Annotated in this window: 21 protein-coding genes; 20 read left to right on the top strand and 1 reads right to left on the bottom strand. The window is 61.1% G+C overall.

Annotated elements, in window-relative coordinates:
• The first annotated feature begins 30 nt into the window (after positions 1-30).
• The 16 genes from mnmG to glmS all read left to right on the top strand — a co-directional run bounded on the left by mnmG (position 31) and on the right by glmS (position 15,832).
• On the top strand, positions 31-1,923 hold the full coding sequence (gene mnmG, locus NJH59_RS12565) for a tRNA uridine-5-carboxymethylaminomethyl(34) synthesis enzyme MnmG (protein WP_054916064.1): 1,893 nt from the start codon (positions 31-33) through the stop codon (positions 1,921-1,923).
• Positions 1,920-2,570, top strand: coding sequence for a 16S rRNA (guanine(527)-N(7))-methyltransferase RsmG (rsmG, locus tag NJH59_RS12560; protein ID WP_100634892.1), 651 nt, complete (start codon positions 1,920-1,922; stop codon positions 2,568-2,570). Before mnmG ends, rsmG begins: the two co-directional genes overlap by 4 nt.
• A gap of 18 nt (positions 2,571-2,588) precedes the next feature.
• Positions 2,589-3,383: a ParA family protein gene (locus NJH59_RS12555; protein WP_043860671.1), complete on the top strand. Its 795-nt coding sequence runs from the start codon at positions 2,589-2,591 to the stop codon at positions 3,381-3,383.
• A gap of 9 nt (positions 3,384-3,392) precedes the next feature.
• Entirely contained in the window at positions 3,393-4,265 is an 873-nt protein-coding gene (locus tag NJH59_RS12550; protein WP_043860670.1) for a ParB/RepB/Spo0J family partition protein, read from the top strand.
• 149 nt (positions 4,266-4,414) lie between these two features.
• Positions 4,415-4,822, top strand: coding sequence for a F0F1 ATP synthase subunit I (locus NJH59_RS12545; protein ID WP_043860669.1), 408 nt, complete (start codon positions 4,415-4,417; stop codon positions 4,820-4,822).
• A gap of 16 nt (positions 4,823-4,838) precedes the next feature.
• Complete coding sequence (atpB, locus tag NJH59_RS12540; RefSeq protein ID WP_043860668.1) at positions 4,839-5,708, top strand: F0F1 ATP synthase subunit A; 870 nt, start codon at positions 4,839-4,841, stop codon at positions 5,706-5,708.
• Between the two features lie 142 nt (positions 5,709-5,850).
• A complete protein-coding gene (gene atpE / locus NJH59_RS12535) occupies positions 5,851-6,108 on the top strand; it encodes a F0F1 ATP synthase subunit C (RefSeq protein WP_003097235.1) in 258 nt (85 codons plus the stop codon).
• Positions 6,109-6,165: 57 nt separating this feature from the next.
• Entirely contained in the window at positions 6,166-6,636 is a 471-nt protein-coding gene (locus tag NJH59_RS12530) for a F0F1 ATP synthase subunit B (protein WP_043860667.1), read from the top strand.
• Between the two features lie 12 nt (positions 6,637-6,648).
• A complete protein-coding gene (locus NJH59_RS12525; protein WP_043860666.1) occupies positions 6,649-7,185 on the top strand; it encodes a F0F1 ATP synthase subunit delta in 537 nt (178 codons plus the stop codon).
• Between the two features lie 21 nt (positions 7,186-7,206).
• A complete protein-coding gene (atpA, locus tag NJH59_RS12520) occupies positions 7,207-8,751 on the top strand; it encodes a F0F1 ATP synthase subunit alpha (RefSeq protein ID WP_043860665.1) in 1,545 nt (514 codons plus the stop codon).
• A 50-nt stretch (positions 8,752-8,801) separates the two neighbouring features.
• The gene (gene atpG, locus NJH59_RS12515; RefSeq protein WP_054916061.1) at positions 8,802-9,662 is read left to right on the top strand and encodes a F0F1 ATP synthase subunit gamma; all 861 of its coding nucleotides are present in this window, start codon (positions 8,802-8,804) and stop codon (positions 9,660-9,662) included.
• 27 nt (positions 9,663-9,689) lie between these two features.
• The gene (gene atpD, locus NJH59_RS12510) at positions 9,690-11,066 is read left to right on the top strand and encodes a F0F1 ATP synthase subunit beta (RefSeq protein WP_043860663.1); all 1,377 of its coding nucleotides are present in this window, start codon (positions 9,690-9,692) and stop codon (positions 11,064-11,066) included.
• A gap of 44 nt (positions 11,067-11,110) precedes the next feature.
• On the top strand, positions 11,111-11,530 hold the full coding sequence (locus NJH59_RS12505) for a F0F1 ATP synthase subunit epsilon (protein WP_043860662.1): 420 nt from the start codon (positions 11,111-11,113) through the stop codon (positions 11,528-11,530).
• A 127-nt stretch (positions 11,531-11,657) separates the two neighbouring features.
• Positions 11,658-13,025, top strand: coding sequence for a bifunctional UDP-N-acetylglucosamine diphosphorylase/glucosamine-1-phosphate N-acetyltransferase GlmU (glmU, locus tag NJH59_RS12500; RefSeq protein ID WP_253086847.1), 1,368 nt, complete (start codon positions 11,658-11,660; stop codon positions 13,023-13,025).
• 192 nt (positions 13,026-13,217) lie between these two features.
• On the top strand, positions 13,218-13,985 hold the full coding sequence (locus tag NJH59_RS12495; protein WP_043860660.1) for a DeoR/GlpR family DNA-binding transcription regulator: 768 nt from the start codon (positions 13,218-13,220) through the stop codon (positions 13,983-13,985).
• Between the two features lie 11 nt (positions 13,986-13,996).
• On the top strand, positions 13,997-15,832 hold the full coding sequence (gene glmS / locus NJH59_RS12490) for a glutamine--fructose-6-phosphate transaminase (isomerizing) (RefSeq protein WP_043860659.1): 1,836 nt from the start codon (positions 13,997-13,999) through the stop codon (positions 15,830-15,832).
• 97 nt (positions 15,833-15,929) lie between these two features.
• Here the strand turns inward: glmS and NJH59_RS12485 are convergent, their stop codons facing one another.
• Positions 15,930-16,832: a LysR substrate-binding domain-containing protein gene (locus NJH59_RS12485; protein WP_058541968.1), complete on the bottom strand. Its 903-nt coding sequence runs from the start codon at positions 16,830-16,832 to the stop codon at positions 15,930-15,932.
• A gap of 108 nt (positions 16,833-16,940) precedes the next feature.
• Between NJH59_RS12485 and NJH59_RS12480 the strand changes: the two genes are divergently transcribed.
• Genes NJH59_RS12480 through NJH59_RS12465 form a run of 4 tightly spaced genes read left to right on the top strand, consistent with a single transcriptional unit; the run spans position 16,941 to position 20,110 of the window.
• On the top strand, positions 16,941-17,603 hold the full coding sequence (locus NJH59_RS12480) for an RraA family protein (RefSeq protein WP_253086846.1): 663 nt from the start codon (positions 16,941-16,943) through the stop codon (positions 17,601-17,603).
• Position 17,604: 1 nt separating this feature from the next.
• Entirely contained in the window at positions 17,605-18,270 is a 666-nt protein-coding gene (locus NJH59_RS12475; protein WP_100634884.1) for an RraA family protein, read from the top strand.
• Positions 18,267-18,896 (top strand): RraA family protein, encoded by a 630-nt coding sequence (locus NJH59_RS12470; protein ID WP_253086845.1) that lies wholly within the window; start codon positions 18,267-18,269, stop codon positions 18,894-18,896. Before NJH59_RS12475 ends, NJH59_RS12470 begins: the two co-directional genes overlap by 4 nt.
• Positions 18,893-20,110 (top strand): pyridoxal phosphate-dependent aminotransferase, encoded by a 1,218-nt coding sequence (locus NJH59_RS12465; RefSeq protein WP_253086844.1) that lies wholly within the window; start codon positions 18,893-18,895, stop codon positions 20,108-20,110. The genes NJH59_RS12470 and NJH59_RS12465 overlap by 4 nt, the downstream gene beginning before the upstream one ends.
• The last annotated feature ends 135 nt before the right edge of the window (positions 20,111-20,245 follow it).

Here is a 20,245-nt window from a genome sequence, read left to right as displayed (position 1 = left end):
TCTATTCCCGAAACAGGCACGAGGTGCGTGGTGGATTTCCCTTCCCGTTTTGAAGTGATCGTCATCGGCGGCGGCCATGCCGGAACCGAGGCTGCGCTTGCGTCTGCACGCATGGGTGTGAAAACCCTGCTGCTGACCCACAACGTGGAAACCCTCGGGCACATGAGCTGCAACCCGGCCATTGGCGGTATTGGCAAGAGCCATCTGGTCAAGGAGATCGATGCGCTGGGCGGTGTCATGGCCCTGGCTACCGACAAGAGCGGTATCCAATTCCGCGTTTTGAACAACCGCAAAGGCCCGGCGGTGCGTGCAACCCGCGCCCAGGCCGACCGCGCCATCTACAAGGCCGTGGTACGCGAGATTCTCGAAAACCAGCCCAACCTGTGGATATTCCAGCAGGCCTGTGACGACCTGATCGTCGAGCAGGACCAGGTACGCGGCGTCGTCACGCAGATGGGTCTGCGTTTCCATGCCGATTCTGTGGTGCTGACCACGGGTACCTTCCTCAGCGGACTTATCCACATCGGTCTGCAGAATTATTCCGGTGGGCGTGCCGGCGATCCGCCGGCCATCGCTCTGGCGCACCGCATGCGTGAGCTGTCGCTGCGCATGGGTCGCCTGAAAACCGGCACGCCGCCGCGTATCGACGGGCGTTCGGTGGATTTCTCGGTGATGACCGAACAGGCCGGTGACACCCCGATACCGGTGATGTCGTTCATGGGCGACAAGGCCATGCACCCGCGTCAGGTCAGTTGCTGGATTACCCACACCAACGAACGCACTCACGAGATCATTGCTTCCAACCTCGATCGTTCGCCGATGTACTCCGGCGTGATCGAGGGCATCGGCCCGCGTTACTGCCCGTCGATCGAAGACAAGATCCACCGGTTTGCCGACAAGCAGAGCCACCAGGTATTCATCGAGCCAGAAGGGCTCAATACCCACGAGCTGTACCCGAACGGGATATCCACATCCCTGCCGTTCGACGTGCAGCTGCAGTTGGTGCGTTCGATCCGCGGCATGGAAAACGCGCACATCGTGCGCCCGGGCTATGCCATCGAATACGACTACTTCGACCCGCGTGACCTGAAGTACAGCCTGGAAACCAAGGCCATCGGCGGGTTGTTCTTCGCCGGCCAGATCAACGGCACCACCGGTTACGAAGAGGCCGGCGCGCAGGGGCTGCTGGCCGGTGCCAACGCCGCGCTGCGTGCACAGGGCCGCGAAAGCTGGTGCCCGCGCCGCGACGAGGCGTACATCGGGGTGCTGGTCGACGACCTGATCACCCTGGGTACCCAGGAGCCGTACCGCATGTTCACCTCGCGGGCCGAGTACCGCCTGATTCTGCGTGAAGACAACGCCGACCTGCGTCTGACCGAAAAAGGCCGTGAACTGGGCCTGGTCGACGATGCACGCTGGGCCGCGTTCAGCGCCAAGCGCGAAAGCATCGAGCGCGAGGAGCAACGCCTGAAGTCCACCTGGGTTCAGCCCAATACCGCGATGGGCCAGGCGATTGTGGATAAGTTCGGCACGCCGCTCAGCCATGAATACAACCTGCTCAACCTGCTGACCCGCCCGGAAATCGACTATGCCGGGTTGGTGGAAGTGACCGGCGGTGGAGAAATCGACCCTCAGGTGGCCGAGCAGGTCGAGATCAAGACCAAGTACGCCGGTTACATCGACCGGCAACAGGAAGAAATCGCTCGCCTGCGGGCAAGCGAAGACACCCGCCTGCCCGAGGATATCGACTACGCTGGTATTTCCGGGTTGTCCAAGGAGATTCAGGGTAAGCTCAGCCAGGCCCGCCCAGAGACACTCGGCCAGGCCTCGCGCGTTCCCGGCGTGACCCCGGCGGCTATTTCCCTGTTGCTGATTCACCTGAAAAAACGCGGCGCAGGCCGCGAGTTGGAGCAAAGCGCTTGAGTTCTATGGTCACCCCTCAACACGCCCAGGAGTTGTCCACAGGTGCCCGCCAGCTTGGTGTCGAGCTGAGCGAGGCCCAGCACGCGCAACTGCTGGCTTATCTGGCGCTGCTGATCAAGTGGAACAAGGCTTACAACCTGACTGCAGTGCGCAATCCCGACGAAATGGTGTCCCGCCACCTGCTGGACAGCCTGAGCGTCATGCCGTTTATCCACAGCGACAGCGAGCGCTGGCTCGACGTCGGTAGCGGCGGCGGCATGCCGGGCATTCCCCTGGCTATCCTGCATCCGCACAAGCAGGTCACGGTGCTGGACAGCAACGGCAAGAAAACCCGCTTCCTCACCCAGGTGAAACTGGAGCTGAAGCTGGATAACCTGCAAGTTATCCACAGCCGGGTCGAGGCGTTCCAGCCGGAACAGCCTTTCTCCGGAATTGTTTCTCGTGCTTTCAGCAGCATGGAGAACTTCACCAATTGGACGCGCCACCTTGGCGACGCCCAGACGCAGTGGCTGGCAATGAAAGGGCTGCATCCGGCTGATGAGCTGGTAGCATTGCCGGCAGATTTCAAAGTGGATAGCGAGCAGGCCTTGACCGTTCCGGGTTGCCAAGGCCAGCGCCATCTGCTGATACTGCGCCGCACGGCATGACTGGGAACACAAGCAAGAATGGCTAAGGTATTCGCGATCGCGAACCAGAAAGGTGGTGTGGGCAAGACCACCACCTGCATCAATCTCGCTGCATCGCTGGTGGCTACCAAGCGCCGCGTGCTGCTGATTGACCTCGATCCACAGGGCAACGCCACCATGGGTAGCGGTGTGGATAAACACGTCCTTGAACATTCGGTCTATGACCTGCTGATCGGCGAGTGCGACCTGGCTCAGGCCATGCACGTGTCCGAGCACGGCGGTTATCAACTGCTGCCGGCCAACCGCGACCTCACTGCCGCCGAAGTGGTTCTGCTCGAAATGCAGATGAAGGAGAGCCGGCTGCGCACAGCGCTGGCGCCGATCCGCGAGAGTTACGACTACATCCTGATCGACTGCCCGCCGTCGCTGTCGATGCTGACGCTCAATGCCCTGGTGGCCGCCGATGGCGTGATCATTCCGATGCAATGTGAATACTTTGCCTTGGAAGGCTTGAGCGACCTTGTGGATAACATCAAGCGCATCGCTGCCAAGCTCAATCCGCAGCTCAAGATCGAAGGCCTGTTGCGCACCATGTACGACCCGCGCCTGAGCCTGATCAACGACGTGTCCGCGCAGCTCAAGGAACACTTCGGCGAGCAGCTCTACGATACGGTGATCCCGCGCAACATTCGCCTGGCCGAGGCCCCGAGCTTCGGTATGCCGGCCCTGGCCTACGACAAGCAGTCCCGTGGCGCCCTGGCCTATCTGGCCCTGGCCGGTGAACTGGTACGCCGTCAACGCCGTCAAACCCGCACTGCCGCACAGGCAACTTAAGGAATCCGCATGGCCGTTAAGAAACGAGGTCTCGGACGTGGGTTGGATGCACTGCTCAGTGGTCCTACCGTCAGCGCGCTCGAAGAGCAGGCTGTCAAGGTCGACCAGAAAGAACTGCAACACCTGCCGCTGGACCTGATCCAGCGCGGCAAATACCAGCCCCGTCGGGACATGGACCCGCAGGCCCTTGAAGAACTGGCGCATTCGATCAAGAGCCAGGGCGTGATGCAGCCGATCGTGGTCCGCCCGATCGGTGACGACCGCTTCGAGATCATCGCCGGCGAACGCCGCTGGCGCGCCAGCCAGCAGGCCGGCATGGAGACCATCCCGGCGATGGTGCGCGATGTGCCGGATGAAACCGCCATCGCCATGGCGCTGATCGAGAACATCCAGCGCGAAGACCTCAACCCGGTGGAAGAGGCCATCGCGCTGCAGCGCCTGCAGCAGGAATTCCAGCTGACCCAGCAACAGGTCGCGGATGCTGTGGGCAAGTCGCGGGTGACCGTGGCCAACCTGCTGCGCCTGATCTCGCTGCCGGAAGTCATCAAGACCATGCTGTCCCACGGCGACCTGGAGATGGGGCATGCCCGTGCGCTGCTCGGTTTGCCTGAAGAACAGCAGGTCGACGGGGCGCGACACGTTGTCGCACGAGGCCTGACCGTACGCCAGACCGAAGCCCTGGTTCGCCAGTGGCTCAGCGGCAAGCCCGAGCCGGTGGAACCGGCCAAGCCCGATCCGGACATCACCCGCCTTGAACAGCGTCTGGCAGAGCGGCTGGGCTCGGCGGTACAGATCCGTCACGGCAACAAGGGCAAAGGCCAGTTGGTGATCCGTTACAACTCCCTGGACGAGTTGCAGGGCGTGCTCGCTCACATCCGCTGAAACAATTCGCTTTGTAGCGCGCAGTCGGAAATCACTACCCAGCAGTTGAATAGGGGTCCAAGCGCCCCTATACTCTGCGCGCATTTTGTCGGCACAAATTATGCCAAGTCATTACTGACTGGTTGGTCGACTTTCGAGGAGCAGTTGTGATGGAGACCCGCACGCCAAACCGCTTGCCTTTCCATCGCTGGGCGGTTTTTCCGGTACTGTTCGCTCAATTTGTCGTGTTGCTGCTGGCATCGTTGGGGGTGTGGCAGTGGCATGGAGTGGTCAGCGGCTATTCGGCACTCTGCGGAGGACTGATCGCCTGGCTGCCGAATCTGTACTTTGCCTACAAGGCGTTCCGTTACACCGGCGCCAGGGCAGCGCAGGCCATCGTCAAGTCGTTCTACGCTGGCGAGGCAGGCAAATTGATTTTGACGGCAGTGCTGTTCGCATTGACGTTCGCAGGAGTGAAGCCATTGGCGCCATTAGCAGTATTCGGCGTCTTCTTGCTGACCCAGTTGGTCAGCTGGTTCGCGCCCCTGCTGATAAAAACGAGACTTTCGAGACCTTAGGGCGTTTGAGGCAAACATGGCAGCAGAAACCGCTTCGGGCTATATCCAGCACCACTTGCAGAACTTGACCTTCGGGCAATTACCAGACGGCGGTTGGGGCTTTGCCCATTCCGCAGCAGAAGCCAAGGCAATGGGCTTCTGGGCGTTCCACGTGGACACCCTGGGTTGGTCCGTTGCGCTGGGTCTGATCTTCATCCTCCTGTTCCGCATGGCGGCGAAAAAAGCGACTTCCGGTCAACCCGGCGGCCTGCAGAACTTCGTCGAGGTGATGGTCGAATTCGTCAACGGCAGCGTCAAGGACTCGTTCCACGGCCGCAGCCCGGTCATCGCACCGCTGGCCCTGACCATCTTCGTGTGGGTGTTCCTGATGAACGCCGTCGACCTGATCCCGGTCGACTGGATCCCGCAACTGGCGATGCTGATCTCCGGTGATCCGCACATCCCGTTCCGTGCCGTATCCACCACCGACCCGAACGCCACCATCGCGATGGCCTTCTGCGTGTTCGCGCTGATCATCTTCTACAGCATCAAGGTCAAGGGCATCGGCGGCTTCATCGGCGAGCTGACCCTGCACCCGTTCGGCAGCAAGAACATCTTCGTCCAGATCCTGCTGATCCCGGTCAACTTCCTGCTGGAATTCGTGACCCTGATCGCCAAGCCGATCTCGCTGGCCCTGCGTCTGTTCGGCAACATGTATGCCGGCGAGCTGGTGTTCATCCTGATCGCCGTGATGTTCGGTGCCGGTCTGCTGTGGCTGAGCGGCCTGGGCGTGGTGCTGCAATGGGCGTGGGCTGTGTTCCACATCCTGATCATCACCCTGCAAGCGTTCATCTTCATGATGCTTACCATCGTCTACCTGTCGATGGCTCACGAAGATAACCATTAAGACCGCCTGGCGTGTCTGAGGCCTCTCCGCCGGGGTGGGGGGAGGCCGAAAAAGTCCGCAAGGGCAGCTGTACCAAACGATTTTGTTTTACCGCTTCAAACTAAAAAACCTAACCAATACGACGTAAAAGTCGGGAGGAAAGATGGAAACTGTAGTTGGTCTTACCGCTATCGCTGTTGCTCTGCTGATCGGCCTGGGTGCCCTGGGTACCGCCATTGGTTTCGGCCTGCTGGGCGGCAAGTTCCTGGAAGGCGCTGCTCGCCAGCCAGAAATGGTTCCGATGCTGCAAGTCAAAATGTTCATCGTCGCCGGTCTGCTCGACGCCGTGACCATGATCGGTGTTGGTATCGCTCTGTTCTTCACCTTCGCTAATCCCTTCGTTGGTCAAATCGCTGGCTAATCACTCGAATTTTCGAGTGGATTGGTGTGATGGACTTAGAACGAGCGAGGTGTTGGCGTGAACATTAATGCAACCCTGATTGGCCAGTCCGTTGCGTTCTTCATTTTTGTACTGTTTTGCATGAAGTTCGTGTGGCCTCCGGTCATCGCGGCTTTGCAAGAACGTCAGAAGAAGATCGCGGAAGGACTGGACGCTGCCAACCGAGCAGCTCGCGACCTGGAGCTGGCCCAAGATAAAGCGGGTCAGCAACTGCGCGAAGCTAAAGCTCAGGCAGCCGAAATCATTGAGCAAGCCAAGAAACGCGGTAACCAGATCGTCGAGGAAGCCCGTGACCAGGCTCGCGTCGAAGCTGACCGTGTGAAGGCCCAGGCTCAAGCCGAGATCGAACAGGAACTGAACGGTGTCAAAGACGCGCTGCGCGCCCAAGTGGGTAGCCTGGCCGTCAACGGTGCTGAAAAGATCCTTGGCGCCACAATCGATCAAAACGCGCATGCGGAGCTGGTTAATAAACTGGCCGCTGAAATTTAAGCGAGGGCGATCATGGCAGAACTGACCACGTTGGCCCGACCTTACGCTAAGGCGGCCTTTGAGCACGCCCAGGCCCATCAGCAACTGGCCAATTGGTCAGCCATGCTCGGCCTGGCTGCTGCAGTGTCTCAAGACGACACAATGCAGCGCCTGCTCAAGGCCCCGCGACTGACGAGCGCAGAAAAGGCCGCCGCGTTTATTGACGTGTGCGGTGACAAGTTCGATGCACAGGCACAGAATTTCATTCATGTTGCCGCGGAAAACGAACGTCTCCTGCTGTTGCCGGAGATTTCGGCTCTGTTCGATCTGTACAAGGCCGAACAAGAGAAATCCGTGGACGTGGAAGTCACCAGTGCTTTTGCGTTGAACCAAGAACAGCAAGACAAACTCGCCAAGGTTCTCAGTGCACGACTCAGCCGGGAAGTGCGCCTGCACGCGACGGAGGATGCCAGCCTGATCGGTGGTGTCGTAATCCGCGCCGGCGACCTGGTTATCGATGGTTCAGTACGCGGCAAAATCGCGAAACTGGCCGAAGCATTGAAATCTTGAGTTTGAAGGGGCAGCAGAGCAATGCAGCAACTCAATCCTTCCGAAATTAGTGAAATCATCAAGGGCCGCATCGAGAAACTCGATGTAGCCTCCCAAGCCCGCAACGAAGGTACTGTCGTCAGCGTTTCTGACGGTATCGTGCGGATTCACGGTCTGGCCGACGCTATGTACGGCGAAATGATCGAGTTTCCGGGCGGCGTGTTCGGTATGGCCCTCAACCTGGAGCAAGACTCCGTTGGTGCGGTAGTACTGGGCGCGTACGACACCCTCGCTGAAGGCATGAGCGCCAAGTGCACCGGCCGCATCCTCGAAGTTCCGGTTGGTAAGGAACTGCTGGGTCGCGTCGTCGACGCACTGGGTAACCCAATTGATGGCAAAGGTCCGCTGAACAACACCGAGACCGACGCTGTTGAAAAGGTTGCACCGGGCGTTATCTGGCGTAAATCGGTAGACCAGCCTGTACAGACTGGCTACAAATCGGTTGACGCCATGATCCCTGTCGGCCGTGGCCAGCGTGAGCTGATCATCGGTGACCGTCAGATCGGCAAGACCGCCATGGCCATCGACGCCATCATCAACCAGAAAGACTCCGGTATTTTCTGTGTGTATGTTGCTGTCGGCCAGAAGCGTTCGACCGTTGCCAACATCGTTCGCAAGCTGGAAGAAAACGGCGCCCTGGCCAACACCATCGTGGTGGTTGCCAGTGCTTCGGAATCCGCCGCACTGCAATTCCTGGCGCCATACGCCGGTTGCACCATGGGCGAGTTCTTCCGTGACCGCGGCGAAGACGCACTGATCGTCTACGATGACCTGTCCAAGCAGGCTGTTGCCTACCGTCAGATCTCCCTGCTGCTGCGCCGTCCACCAGGACGCGAAGCATACCCAGGTGACGTGTTCTATCTCCACTCCCGCCTCCTGGAGCGTGCATCGCGCGTTTCCGAAGAGTACGTAGAGAAGTTCACCAACGGTGCCGTAACTGGCAAGACCGGCTCGCTGACCGCACTGCCGATCATCGAAACCCAGGCTGGCGACGTTTCCGCGTTCGTTCCGACCAACGTGATCTCGATCACCGACGGTCAGATCTTCCTGGAATCGGCCATGTTCAACTCGGGCATCCGCCCTGCAGTGAACGCCGGTGTTTCGGTATCCCGTGTAGGTGGTGCCGCTCAGACCAAGATCATCAAGAAGCTCTCCGGTGGTATCCGTACCGCTCTGGCTCAGTACCGTGAACTGGCGGCATTCGCCCAGTTCGCTTCTGACCTGGACGAAGCCACCCGCAAGCAACTCGAGCACGGTCAACGTGTTACCGAGCTGATGAAGCAGAAGCAATACGCTCCAATGTCCATCGCGGACATGGCGCTGTCGCTGTATGCCGCTGAGCGTGGGTTCCTGACCGACGTCGAAATCACCAAGATCGGCAGCTTCGAACAAGCGCTGATCGCTTTCTTCAACCGTGATCACGCCGAACTGATGGCGAAGATCAACGTGAAGGGTGACTTCAACGACGAAATCGACGCTGGCATCAAAGCCGGTATCGAGAAGTTCAAGGCCACCCAAACCTGGTAAGCCGCAGCGGGGGCTTTGCAGCCCCCGCTTGCTAACCTGATAGGTGTTACATGGCAGGCGCAAAAGAGATTCGCAGTAAGATTGCGAGCATCAAAAGCACGCAAAAAATTACCAGCGCCATGGAAAAAGTGGCGGTCAGCAAGATGCGCAAGGCTCAAATGCGCATGGCTGCTAGCCGTCCCTATGCGGAGCGTATCCGCCAGGTGATTGGTCATCTGGCCAACGCCAACCCGGAATACCGCCACCCCTTCATGATCGAACGCCCTGTCAAGCGCGCCGGTTATGTGGTTGTGAGCAGTGACCGTGGTCTGTGCGGTGGCTTGAACACCAACCTGTTCAAGGCCCTGGTCAAGGACATGGCAGCCAACCGCGAGCAAGGGGTCGAAATCGACCTGTGCGTGGTGGGCAGCAAAGGTGCGGCGTTTTTCCGCAGCTACGGCGGTAACGTCGTTGCAGCGATCAGCCACCTGGGCGAAGAGCCGTCGATCAATGATCTGATCGGCAGCGTCAAGGTCATGCTGGACGCTTACCTGGATGGTCGTATCGATCGTCTGTCCGTGGTATCGAACAAGTTCATCAATACCATGACGCAAGCCCCAACGGTCGAGCAGTTGATTCCGTTGGTTGCAACCCCGGATCAAGAACTCAAGCACCACTGGGACTACCTCTACGAACCTGACGCCAAGGAGCTGCTGGACGGCCTGATGGTGCGTTACGTGGAGTCGCAGGTCTACCAGGCGGTGGTCGAGAACAACGCGGCCGAACAAGCTGCGCGGATGATCGCAATGAAGAACGCCACCGACAACGCCGGCGACCTGATCAGCGAATTGCAGCTGATCTACAACAAGGCGCGTCAGGCTGCGATCACCCAAGAGATCTCGGAAATCGTCGGCGGCGCTGCCGCGGTTTAACGGTTCAAATATTCAGAGGATCCAGCTATGAGTAGCGGACGTATCGTTCAAATCATCGGCGCCGTCATCGACGTGGAATTCCCACGTGACAGCGTGCCGAGCGTGTACAACGCACTGAAAGTACAAGGCGCGGAAACCACCCTGGAAGTTCAGCAGCAGCTGGGCGACGGCGTGGTCCGTACCATTGCGATGGGCTCGACCGAAGGCTTGAAGCGCGGTCTGGACGTCGTCGACAGCGGCGCAGCCATCTCCGTACCGGTCGGTAAAGCGACCCTGGGCCGGATCATGGACGTGCTGGGCAACCCGATCGACGAAGCTGGTCCGATCGGTGAAGAAGAGCGCTGGGGCATTCACCGCGAAGCGCCTTCGTTCGCTGACCAGGCAGGCGGCAACGACCTGCTGGAAACCGGCATCAAGGTTATCGACCTGGTCTGCCCGTTTGCCAAAGGCGGTAAAGTTGGTCTGTTCGGTGGTGCCGGTGTAGGCAAGACCGTAAACATGATGGAGCTGATCCGTAACATCGCCATCGAGCACAGCGGTTATTCCGTGTTCGCCGGTGTGGGTGAGCGTACTCGTGAGGGTAACGACTTCTACCACGAGATGAAGGACTCCAACGTTCTCGACAAGGTAGCGCTGGTCTACGGTCAGATGAACGAGCCACCAGGAAACCGTCTGCGCGTAGCGCTGACCGGCCTGACCATGGCCGAGAAGTTCCGTGACGAAGGTAACGACGTTCTGCTGTTCGTCGACAACATCTATCGTTACACCCTGGCCGGTACCGAAGTATCCGCACTGCTGGGCCGTATGCCTTCGGCGGTAGGTTACCAGCCGACCCTGGCTGAAGAGATGGGCGTTCTGCAAGAACGTATCACTTCGACCAAGGAAGGTTCGATCACCTCGATCCAGGCCGTATACGTACCTGCGGACGACCTGACCGACCCGTCGCCAGCCACCACCTTCGCCCACTTGGACGCCACCGTCGTACTGTCCCGTGACATCGCCTCCCTGGGTATCTACCCAGCGGTCGATCCACTGGACTCGACTTCGCGCCAGCTGGACCCGAACGTGATCGGCAACGAGCACTACGAAACCGCTCGCGGCGTTCAGTACGTGCTGCAGCGCTACAAAGAGCTGAAGGACATCATTGCGATCCTGGGCATGGACGAACTGTCCGAGACCGACAAGCAACTGGTTTCCCGTGCTCGTAAGATCCAGCGCTTCCTGTCCCAGCCGTTCTTCGTGGCTGAAGTCTTCACCGGTTCTCCAGGCAAATACGTTTCCCTGAAAGACACCATTGCTGGCTTCAAAGGCATCCTCAACGGTGACTACGACCACCTGCCAGAACAAGCGTTCTACATGGTCGGCGGCATCGAAGAAGCAGTCGAGAAAGCCAAGAAACTGTAATCCCGGCGCCCCGCGAGGGGCGCTAATCAGGTTGAGGCAAGCAGATGGCTATGACAGTCCATTGCGATATCGTCAGCGCGGAAGGAGAGATCTTCTCCGGCCTGGTCGAGATGGTGATTGCGCACGGCAACCTGGGTGATCTTGGTATCGCTCCAGGCCACGCCCCGCTGATCACTAATCTGAAGCCTGGTCCGATCACGCTGACCAAGCAGGGTGGCGCCCAAGAGGTGTTCTACATCTCTGGTGGTTTCCTCGAGGTCCAGCCGAACATGGTCAAGGTGCTTGCCGATACCGTGCAACGTGCTGCCGACCTGGACGAAGCTCAGGCCCAGGAAGCCCTCAAGGCTGCCGAGAACGCCCTGAACGCCAAAGGCGCGGAGTTCGACTACGGCGCCGCTGCCGCACGTCTGGCCGAAGCCGCAGCTCAGCTGCGCACCGTCCAGCAGTTGCGCAAGGGAAGGTAATTCGGCCTACAGGCTGATTGCTTTCGCCGCGATTGAGTTAAAGGGTAGCCTCGGCTACCCTTTTTCTTTTTCTGCATATCTCATTTCGGTCATTCATCGACCTCTCCCCGGATTTGGTAGCCAGTCAATGTCTCTCGATATCGTTATTCTCGCGGCAGGCCAGGGCACACGCATGCGCTCGGCCGTGCCCAAGGTACTGCACCCGGTCGCCGGCAACTCGATGCTTGGCCATGTTATCCACAGCGCCCGCCAGCTCGAGCCCCAGGGTATTCACGTGGTGATCGGACATGGTGCCGAGCTGGTTCGCGAGCGACTGGCTGCCGATGACCTGAATTTTGTGTTGCAGGACAAACAGCTGGGCACAGGCCACGCCGTGGCCCAGGCCTTGCCGGCGCTCAGTGCCGACACCGTGCTGATCCTCTACGGCGATGTACCGCTGATCGAGGTGGACACCCTGCAGCGTTTGCTGGCCAGGGTAAACCCGCAGCAACTGGGCCTGCTCACTGTGACCCTGGCCGACCCGACCGGCTACGGCCGTATCGTGCGCGACGACCAGGGCCAGGTGGCTGCCATTGTCGAGCACAAGGATGCCAGCGACGCACAGAAGGCGATCAATGAAGGCAACACCGGCATCCTTGCCGTACCGGGGGCTCGGTTGGCCGAGTGGCTGGGCCGCCTGTCGAACCACAACGCACAGGGTGAGTACTACCTGACCGACGTGATCGCCATGGCAGTGGCCGACGGCCTGGTGGTGGCCACCGAGCAGCCGCTGGACCCGATGGAAGTGCAGGGCGCCAACGACCGTCGTCAGTTGGCCGAACTGGAGCGTCATTATCAATTGCGCGAAGGTTGTCGCCTGATGGCCCAGGGCGTGACCCTGCGTGACCCGGCGCGTTTCGACGTGCGCGGCGAAGTCATCGTGGGGCGTGACGTGCTCATCGACGTCAACGTTATCCTCGAAGGCCGCGTGGTGATCGAGGATGACGTGGTCATCGGCCCGAACTGCGTGATCAAGAACAGTACCCTGCGCAAGGGCGCAGTGGTCAAGGCCAACAGCCACCTCGAAGGTGCCGTGCTGGGCGAGGGCAGCGATGCCGGTCCGTTCGCGCGGCTGCGCCCGGGCAGCGTGCTGGATGCCCGTGCGCATGTGGGTAACTTTGTCGAACTGAAGAATGCCCACCTGGGTGAAGGTGCCAAAGCAGGCCACCTGACCTACCTGGGTGATGCCGAGGTGGGGGCGCGCACCAATATCGGCGCCGGCACCATCACCTGCAACTACGACGGGGCCAACAAATTCCGTACCGTACTGGGCGAAGATGTCTTCATCGGTTCCAACAACTCGCTGGTGGCGCCTGTGGATATCCTCGATGGGGCCACCACCGCTGCGGGGTCCACCATCACCCAGACGGTCGAGGCTGGCCAGTTGGGCGTGGCCCGCGGTCGTCAGCGCAACATCGATGGCTGGAAACGGCCAGAGAAGATCAAGAAGAGCTGAGTTGTCCACAGCTCTGAAAAAGCCGACCGCATTGTGCATAAGTCGGCTTTTTTTTTGCCTGGCATTCGAGTGTGGATAACCTGACCCCAGCAACGCCTTATCCACAGAAATAGTTTCATTGCCTGCTTGACCAAATGAAAGCTTTAGGTTTTGATTGACGTCATTATCTTTCGAATCGAAACTTAACTTCTCATGTCGAAACGAAACACACCTCAACGCCGCCACAACATCCTGGCCTTGCTGCATGAGCAGGGCGAGGTGAGTGTGGATGCACTGGCCAAGCGTTTCGAAACCTCCGAAGTCACCATTCGCAAGGACCTCGCCGCGTTGGAGGCCAACGGCCTGCTGCTGCGCCGCTACGGTGGCGCGGTGACCCTTCCTCAGGAACTGTTCGCCGACCAGGGCCAGCGCGTCTCTCTCTACAAACAGGCCATCGCTCGTGCCGCCGTGGCGCGGATTCGCGAGCATGCGCGCATCATCATCGACAGCGGCAGCACCACGGCTTCGATGATCCCCGAACTGGGTCAGCAACCGGGGCTGGTGGTGATGACCAACTCGCTGAACGTGGCCCGTGCCTTGAGCGAACTGGAACACGAACCGGTACTGCTGATGACCGGCGGCACCTGGGACCCGCATTCCGAATCGTTCCAGGGCCAGGTTGCCGAGCAGGTACTACGCTCCTACGATTTCGACCAACTGTTCATTGGTGCCGATGGTATCGACCTGGTGCGCGGCACCACCACCTTCAACGAATTGCTGGGGTTGAGCCGGGTGATGGCCGAGGTGGCCCGCGAAGTGATCGTGATGGTCGAGTCGGACAAGGTCGGGCGCAAGATTCCCAACCTGGAGCTGCCCTGGGCCAGCGTGAATACCCTGATTACCGACGAACGCCTGCCCCAGGAGGCACGCGATCAAATTCAAGCCCGCGGCATCAACCTCATCTGTGCCGCTATCAGCTAGGAGCAACATCTATGTGTGGAATCGTGGGCGCCGTCGCCGAACGCAACATCACCACCATCCTGATCGAAGGCCTCAAGCGCCTGGAATACCGCGGCTATGACAGTGCCGGCCTGGCTGTCTTCACCCAGCAGGGCCACCTTGAACGCCGTCGTCGCATCGGCAAGGTCAGCGAGCTGGAAGCGGCCGTTGCCGCCGAGCCGCTGGTCGGCAACCTGGGTATCGCCCACACCCGCTGGGCGACCCATGGCGCGCCAACCGAAGGCAATGCACACCCGCATTTCTCCGGCCACGACCTGGCGGTGGTGCACAACGGCATCATCGAGAACCACGATGTGCTGCGTGAACAGCTCAAGGGCCTGGGCTACGTATTCACCTCGCAGACCGACACCGAAGTGATCGTGCACCTGCTGCACCACACCCTCAAAAGCCTGCCGGACCTGGCCGACGCCCTCAAGGCGACCGTCAAGCAACTGCATGGCGCCTATGGCCTGGCGGTGATCAGCGCCAGCCAGCCAGACCGCCTGCTGGCCGCACGCAGCGGCAGCCCGCTGGTGATCGGCCTGGGCCACGGTGAGAACTTCCTGGCCTCCGACCAGTTGGCCCTGCGCCAGGTCACCGACCGCTTCATGTACCTGGAGGAGGGCGACATCGCCGAGATTCGCCGCGACCAGATCACCATCTGGGCCGTCGATGGCCAGCCGGTGCAGCGCGAGGCCGTGCAGTATCACGAAGGCGCGGAAGCGGCCGACAAGGGCCATTACCGCCACTTCATGCTCAAGGAAATCCACGAGCAGCCCACCGTGGTGCAGCGCACCCTGGAAGACCGCCTGGGTTCGGATCACGTGTTGGTGCAGGCTTTCGGCCCCAAGGCGGCCGAGCTGTTCCCCAAGGTGCGCAATGTACAGATCGTGGCCTGCGGCACCAGCTACCATGCGGGCATGGTTGCGCGTTACTGGCTCGAAGAGCTGGCCGGTATTCCGTGCCAGGTCGAAGTGGCCAGTGAATTCCGCTACCGCAAGGTGGTGGTGCAGCCCGACACCCTGTTCGTGTCGATTTCCCAGTCGGGCGAAACTGCAGACACCCTGGCGGCGCTGCGCAATGCCAAGGAGCTGGGCTTCCTTGCCAGCCTGGCCATCTGCAACGTCGGCATCAGCTCGCTGGTGCGTGAATCGGACCTGACACTGCTGACCCGTGCCGGCCCTGAAATCGGCGTGGCCTCGACCAAGGCGTTCACCACCCAGCTGGTGTCGCTGATGTTGCTGACCCTGTCGCTGGGACGCGTGCGTGGCACCTTGCCGGCTGGCGTCGAAGCCGAACTGGTCGAGCAACTGCGTCGTCTGCCGGTACGCCTGGGCGAAGCGCTGGCGATGGACGCCACCATCGAGAAGACGTCCGAGCTGTTCGCCGACAAGCATCACACCCTGTTCCTGGGCCGTGGCGCGCAGTTCCCGGTGGCGATGGAAGGGGCGCTCAAGCTCAAGGAAATCTCCTACATCCACGCCGAAGCCTACCCGGCTGGCGAGCTCAAGCACGGCCCGCTGGCGCTGGTGGATGCCGACATGCCGGTCGTTACCGTGGCACCGAACAACGAGCTGCTGGAGAAGCTCAAGTCCAACCTGCAGGAAGTGCGCGCCCGTGGCGGCGAGCTGATCGTGTTCGCCGACGAGAAGGCTGGCATGAGCAATGGCGAGGGCACCCATGTGATCGCCATGCCGCACATCATCGATGCGCTGGCACCGATCCTGTACACCATCCCGCTGCAATTGCTGTCGTACTACGTGGCCGTGCTCAAGGGCACCGACGTCGACCAGCCCCGCAACCTGGCCAAGTCGGTGACGGTGGAGTAAGGGGCCGGTCAGGCCCAGGCACTCCACACCGCCAAAAGATCCGGGAAGGTTCGCCTTCCCGGATCCTGCTTGCCCCGCACACCCGTGCGGTCGCTGCTCAATCCATCAACAAGCCTTGCCTGGCCTGATCGATCATCGCCTCGACCAGCGGGTTGTTGTGCCCGTCGTGCCAGGCCACGGCGGTGGTGACCACCTTCACTTCTGGCTGCAACGGCCGGACCAGTACGTTTTCAGGGGCCAGCTTGTCCATCGAGGCGGGCACCAATGCGATGCCCTGGCCGCAGCTGACGAACGCCACCTGGGAAGATACCGAGCGCACCTGGTGCACGATGCGTGGCGCGAAACCGCTGGCTTTGCATAACCCCACCAGGCAGTCGAAGTACACCGGGCTCACATCCCGTGAAGCCATCACCAGGGTTTCATCGGCAAGCGCCCCTAGGCTGATCGCCGCACACTTCGCCAGATGATGGTCGTTGGGTAGCGCCACCGCCAGACGATCCTCGGACAGCGGCATGGATTGCAGGTGGCGGCCCAGGTTCCCCTCTAGACGCGCAAAGGCAATGTCGATATCCCCAGCCTCCAGCGCAGGGATGGCTTCTGCACTGTCGATTTCCCGCACCGATACCGTAATCAGTGGGTGGTCCTGCTTGAACCGCTCGATCAATGGCGGCAGCACATCGATCATGGCCGAGGTGATCGCCCCGATCGTCAGCACGCCAGCATGACCGGCCACGGCTTCATGCACCGCCAGCTCGAGCCGCTCGAGCTGGTCGGCAAACTTGCGCACCGCCGGCAGAATCGCCGCCCCAACTGCGGTGAGCTGCGCGCCGCGGCGCGAGCGGGTGAACAGTTGCACGCGCAAGGACTGTTCAAGGGCCTGGATCTGTTCGGTCAACGGCGGCTGCGACATGCCCAGGCGCCTGGCGGCGCGGCTGAAGTTCTGGTCCTCGGCAACGGCCAGGAACAACCAGAGATGACGTATCAGGCGGAAATTGATCACAGTGTGCTTCCATATGTCAGGGCTATGACAAGCTTAGTTTCTTAGGAATATACGTATCAAAGCACCTTGTCGATACTCAGGTCTCATCTCCCAAGAGGTCTGCAACCGATGAGCCTGAAAGCCACGCTTGAACGCCTGGCAGCGCTCGACACCAACACCGTGTCGGACGCGCTGGACTTCCTCGAACTTCCTGGCGCCACCAACGGGCTGATGCCGCTCTGGAACTGCCCGCAAATCGTCGGCCGTGCCAGCACCGTGCAGCTCGGCCCCAAGCAGGGCACGGCGCCAGACGTTCACCTGATTACACCGGTGGTGGAGCGAATCACCACCGATGATCGCGTTCTGGTCATTGCCGGTGGCCTCCACGGCGTTTCCAGTTGGGGCGATATCCTGGCCAATGCGGCGCGATGCAAGGGCATCCGTGGCACGGTCACCGATGGCTTCAGCCGCGATATCCGCGCCAATGCAGACATCGGCTACCCGGTATTTGGCTGCGGCATAACCATGATCAGCGCACGCAATCGGCTCATTCAAGTCGACGCTGCGGTCAAGGTGCACATGGCCGGCGTGGCGGTCGAAGAAGATGACTACGTGATCGCCGACGAATGCGGCACCGTTTTCATTCAAGCCGCTGTCATTGAGCAGGTTCTGGCCCTGGCCGAGCGGATAGACCGGCGCCAGGCCGGCATGCTCGATGCCGTGCGGGCGGGCCGCTCGGTCGAACACGTGATGCATGACGCCCAATTCGAAGCCATCAAGGCGGAGCACTGAAATGAGCCTGTCCGATAAAGACCTCGTCGCGTTGTTCGATGGCCTGGATACCCCTGGCGTCTCCGATGCCCTGGACAGATTGGGCCTTGCTGGCCAGGCCTTCGGCATTGCGCCGCTGGCCAACTACGACCAGGTGCTGGTAGGTCCGGCCTTCACCGTGCAGTACGTCAGCGCAGGCACTCCGCCAGGCACGGTTGGCGACTTCATGGATGACGTGGCCCCGGGTGATGTCGTGGTGATCGCCAATCAAGGACGCACCGATTGCACGGTGTGGGGCGACATCATGACCCAGTACGCACTGGCCCGTGGTGTCGCCGCAACGGTCATCGACGGCGTTTGCCGTGATGTGAACAAGGCACTGGGTGACGGTTACCCGATGTTCAGCAAAGGCCGCTTCATGCGCACCGGCAAGGACCGCGTGGAAGTGGCTACCGTCAACCAGCCGGTGTCGGTTGGCACTGCCCGGGCCTGTGCCCGCGATATCGTCGTGGCCGACGCCAACGGTGTGGTCATCGTACCGCGCAGCCGCGCCCGGGAAGTCGCCGACACAGCACACCGTATCGAGCAGGTCGAGGCGCAGATTCGTCAGCAACTGGCCGGTGGCAAAGGCCTCAGGCAAGCCCGGGCCGCCCTCGGTTATCACACCCTGCAGAGCAAGCAGCCATGAGCCTTCCACACGATTATCAACCCATCGCCAAGGCCCTTGGCAGTTCCACCCTTTACGAGGCCTCGGGCCTGCCGTGCGCGGTTGACCGGCAGATCAGGGCCGTCTGGCCCGGTGCATTCATTGCTGCGCCGGCGTACCCGCTGCAGTGCGCGCCGGGGGACAACCTTGGCCTGCACCTGGCCGTGGCCAAGGCGCCACGCGGCAGCGTGCTGGTGTGTGATTCCGCCGATTTCGTCGCCGGCTACTGGGGTGAGGTACTGACCGTGGCTGCAGAAACCGCCGGCATCGTCGGCCTGGTGATCAACGGCGGCGTGCGGGATGTTGCAGCGCTCCAGGCGCGAGGTTTCGCGGTGTTTGCGCGAGGTATCTCGGTCAAGGGGACGGTGAAGGCCACCGCGCCTTCGGTGGGCAAGCCGTTCGTCTTCAGCGGCGCCCCGGTCTGCGCCGGCGACCTGGTGGTTGCCGACGAGGATGGCGTGATCATCATTCCGGTCGCCGCTGTGGAGCGCACCCTGCGCGAAGGCCGGCAACGCGCGGACAAGGAGGCGCTGTTGATGGCCAGGCTGCGCGAAGGTCACACCACGCTCGATCTGCTTGGGCTGACCCGCCCGCAGGAGCAGCCATGAGCCTTGAAGCCCTGAATCATCGCCTGGAGTCCGCCAGGCCTTCGGCGACTTACGCCATCATCGACCGTGTAGCCGTGCTGCGCGCCGAGGGGCGCAGCATCATCTCGCTGTGTGCCGGCGAACCTGACTTCGACACCCCTGATCATATCCGCGCCGCAGCCATACAGGCCATCAACAACGGCCACACCCGCTACACCCAGGTGGCGGGCCTTCGCGCTCTGCGCGAAGCGATCGCGCGCAAGTTCCAGCGCGAAAATGGTCTGGATGTCGGTTGGCAGGACACCCTGGTAGGCAGTGGCGGCAAGCAGGTGATCTTCAATGCCCTGGCTGCGACGCTGAACGAGGGCGACGAGGTGGTGGTCCCCGCGCCGTACTGGGTGAGCTATCCCGAAATGGTTCAGCTGTGTGGTGGCGAGCCGCGCATTGTCGCTTGTGGTGCGGGGTCAGGCTTCAAGCTGACGCCGCAGGCATTGTCAGGTGCTATCGGCCCCAAGACCCGCTGGCTCATTCTCAACTCGCCCGCCAACCCGACCGGTGCGGTATACAGCCGTGCAGAGCTCGAAGCGCTGGCAAAGGTCCTGCTGGCCCACCCTGAGGTGTTGATCCTGGCGGACGATATCTATGAGCATCTGATCTTCGATGGCCGCGACTTTCTTACCCTGGCCCAGGTAGAACCGCAGCTGGCGCCGCGCACGCTGACCATGAACGGCGTATCCAAGGCCTACGCCATGACCGGCTGGCGCATCGGCTTCGCCACGGGGCCGCGCTGGTTGCTCGACGCGATGCAGAAGCTGCAAGGTCAGCAGACGTCGGGGGCATGTTCGATCTCCCAGCATGCGGCGATAGCCGCGCTGGACGGCCCCAGGGCATTCATCGCCCACAGCCGCGAAGTGTTCCAGCGTCGTCGTGATTTCATGGTAGCGCTGCTGAATCAGGCGCCAGGCATCCGTTGCGAACTTCCGGCGGGTGCGTTCTATGCCTTTGCCGACTGTACGGGGTTGATTGGCAAGTGCTCCCCGGGCGGGCGCACGCTGGTCGACGATGAGGCGGTAGCGCTGGCGCTGCTGGATGAGGCCGGTGTTGCCGTCGTACAGGGCAGCGCATTTGGCCTGCCGGGCTATCTGCGCATTGCCTACGCGCTGGATGACCTGTCGCTGCGAGCGGCCTGCGAGGCCATCGGTCGTTTTTGCCACAGCGTACGTCAGCTCCCTTGAGGCGCGTGCCTCAAGCTATCACAGTGTCGACCAGCTCCAGCGCCACGCTTCACACCGGAAAAAGCGGGCAGCCGCTTCTGCTGGTTGAACAGCCGCGTTGTGCGCTGAGGGCCGGTGAACTGTCCACCGACAATC

The sequence above is a fragment of the Pseudomonas sp. VE 267-6A genome (assembly GCF_024126555.1).
Lineage (GTDB): Bacteria > Pseudomonadota > Gammaproteobacteria > Pseudomonadales > Pseudomonadaceae > Aquipseudomonas > Aquipseudomonas palmensis.
Note: the sequence above shows the minus strand (reverse complement) of the source record. Positions and strands in the feature narration are given on the sequence as shown.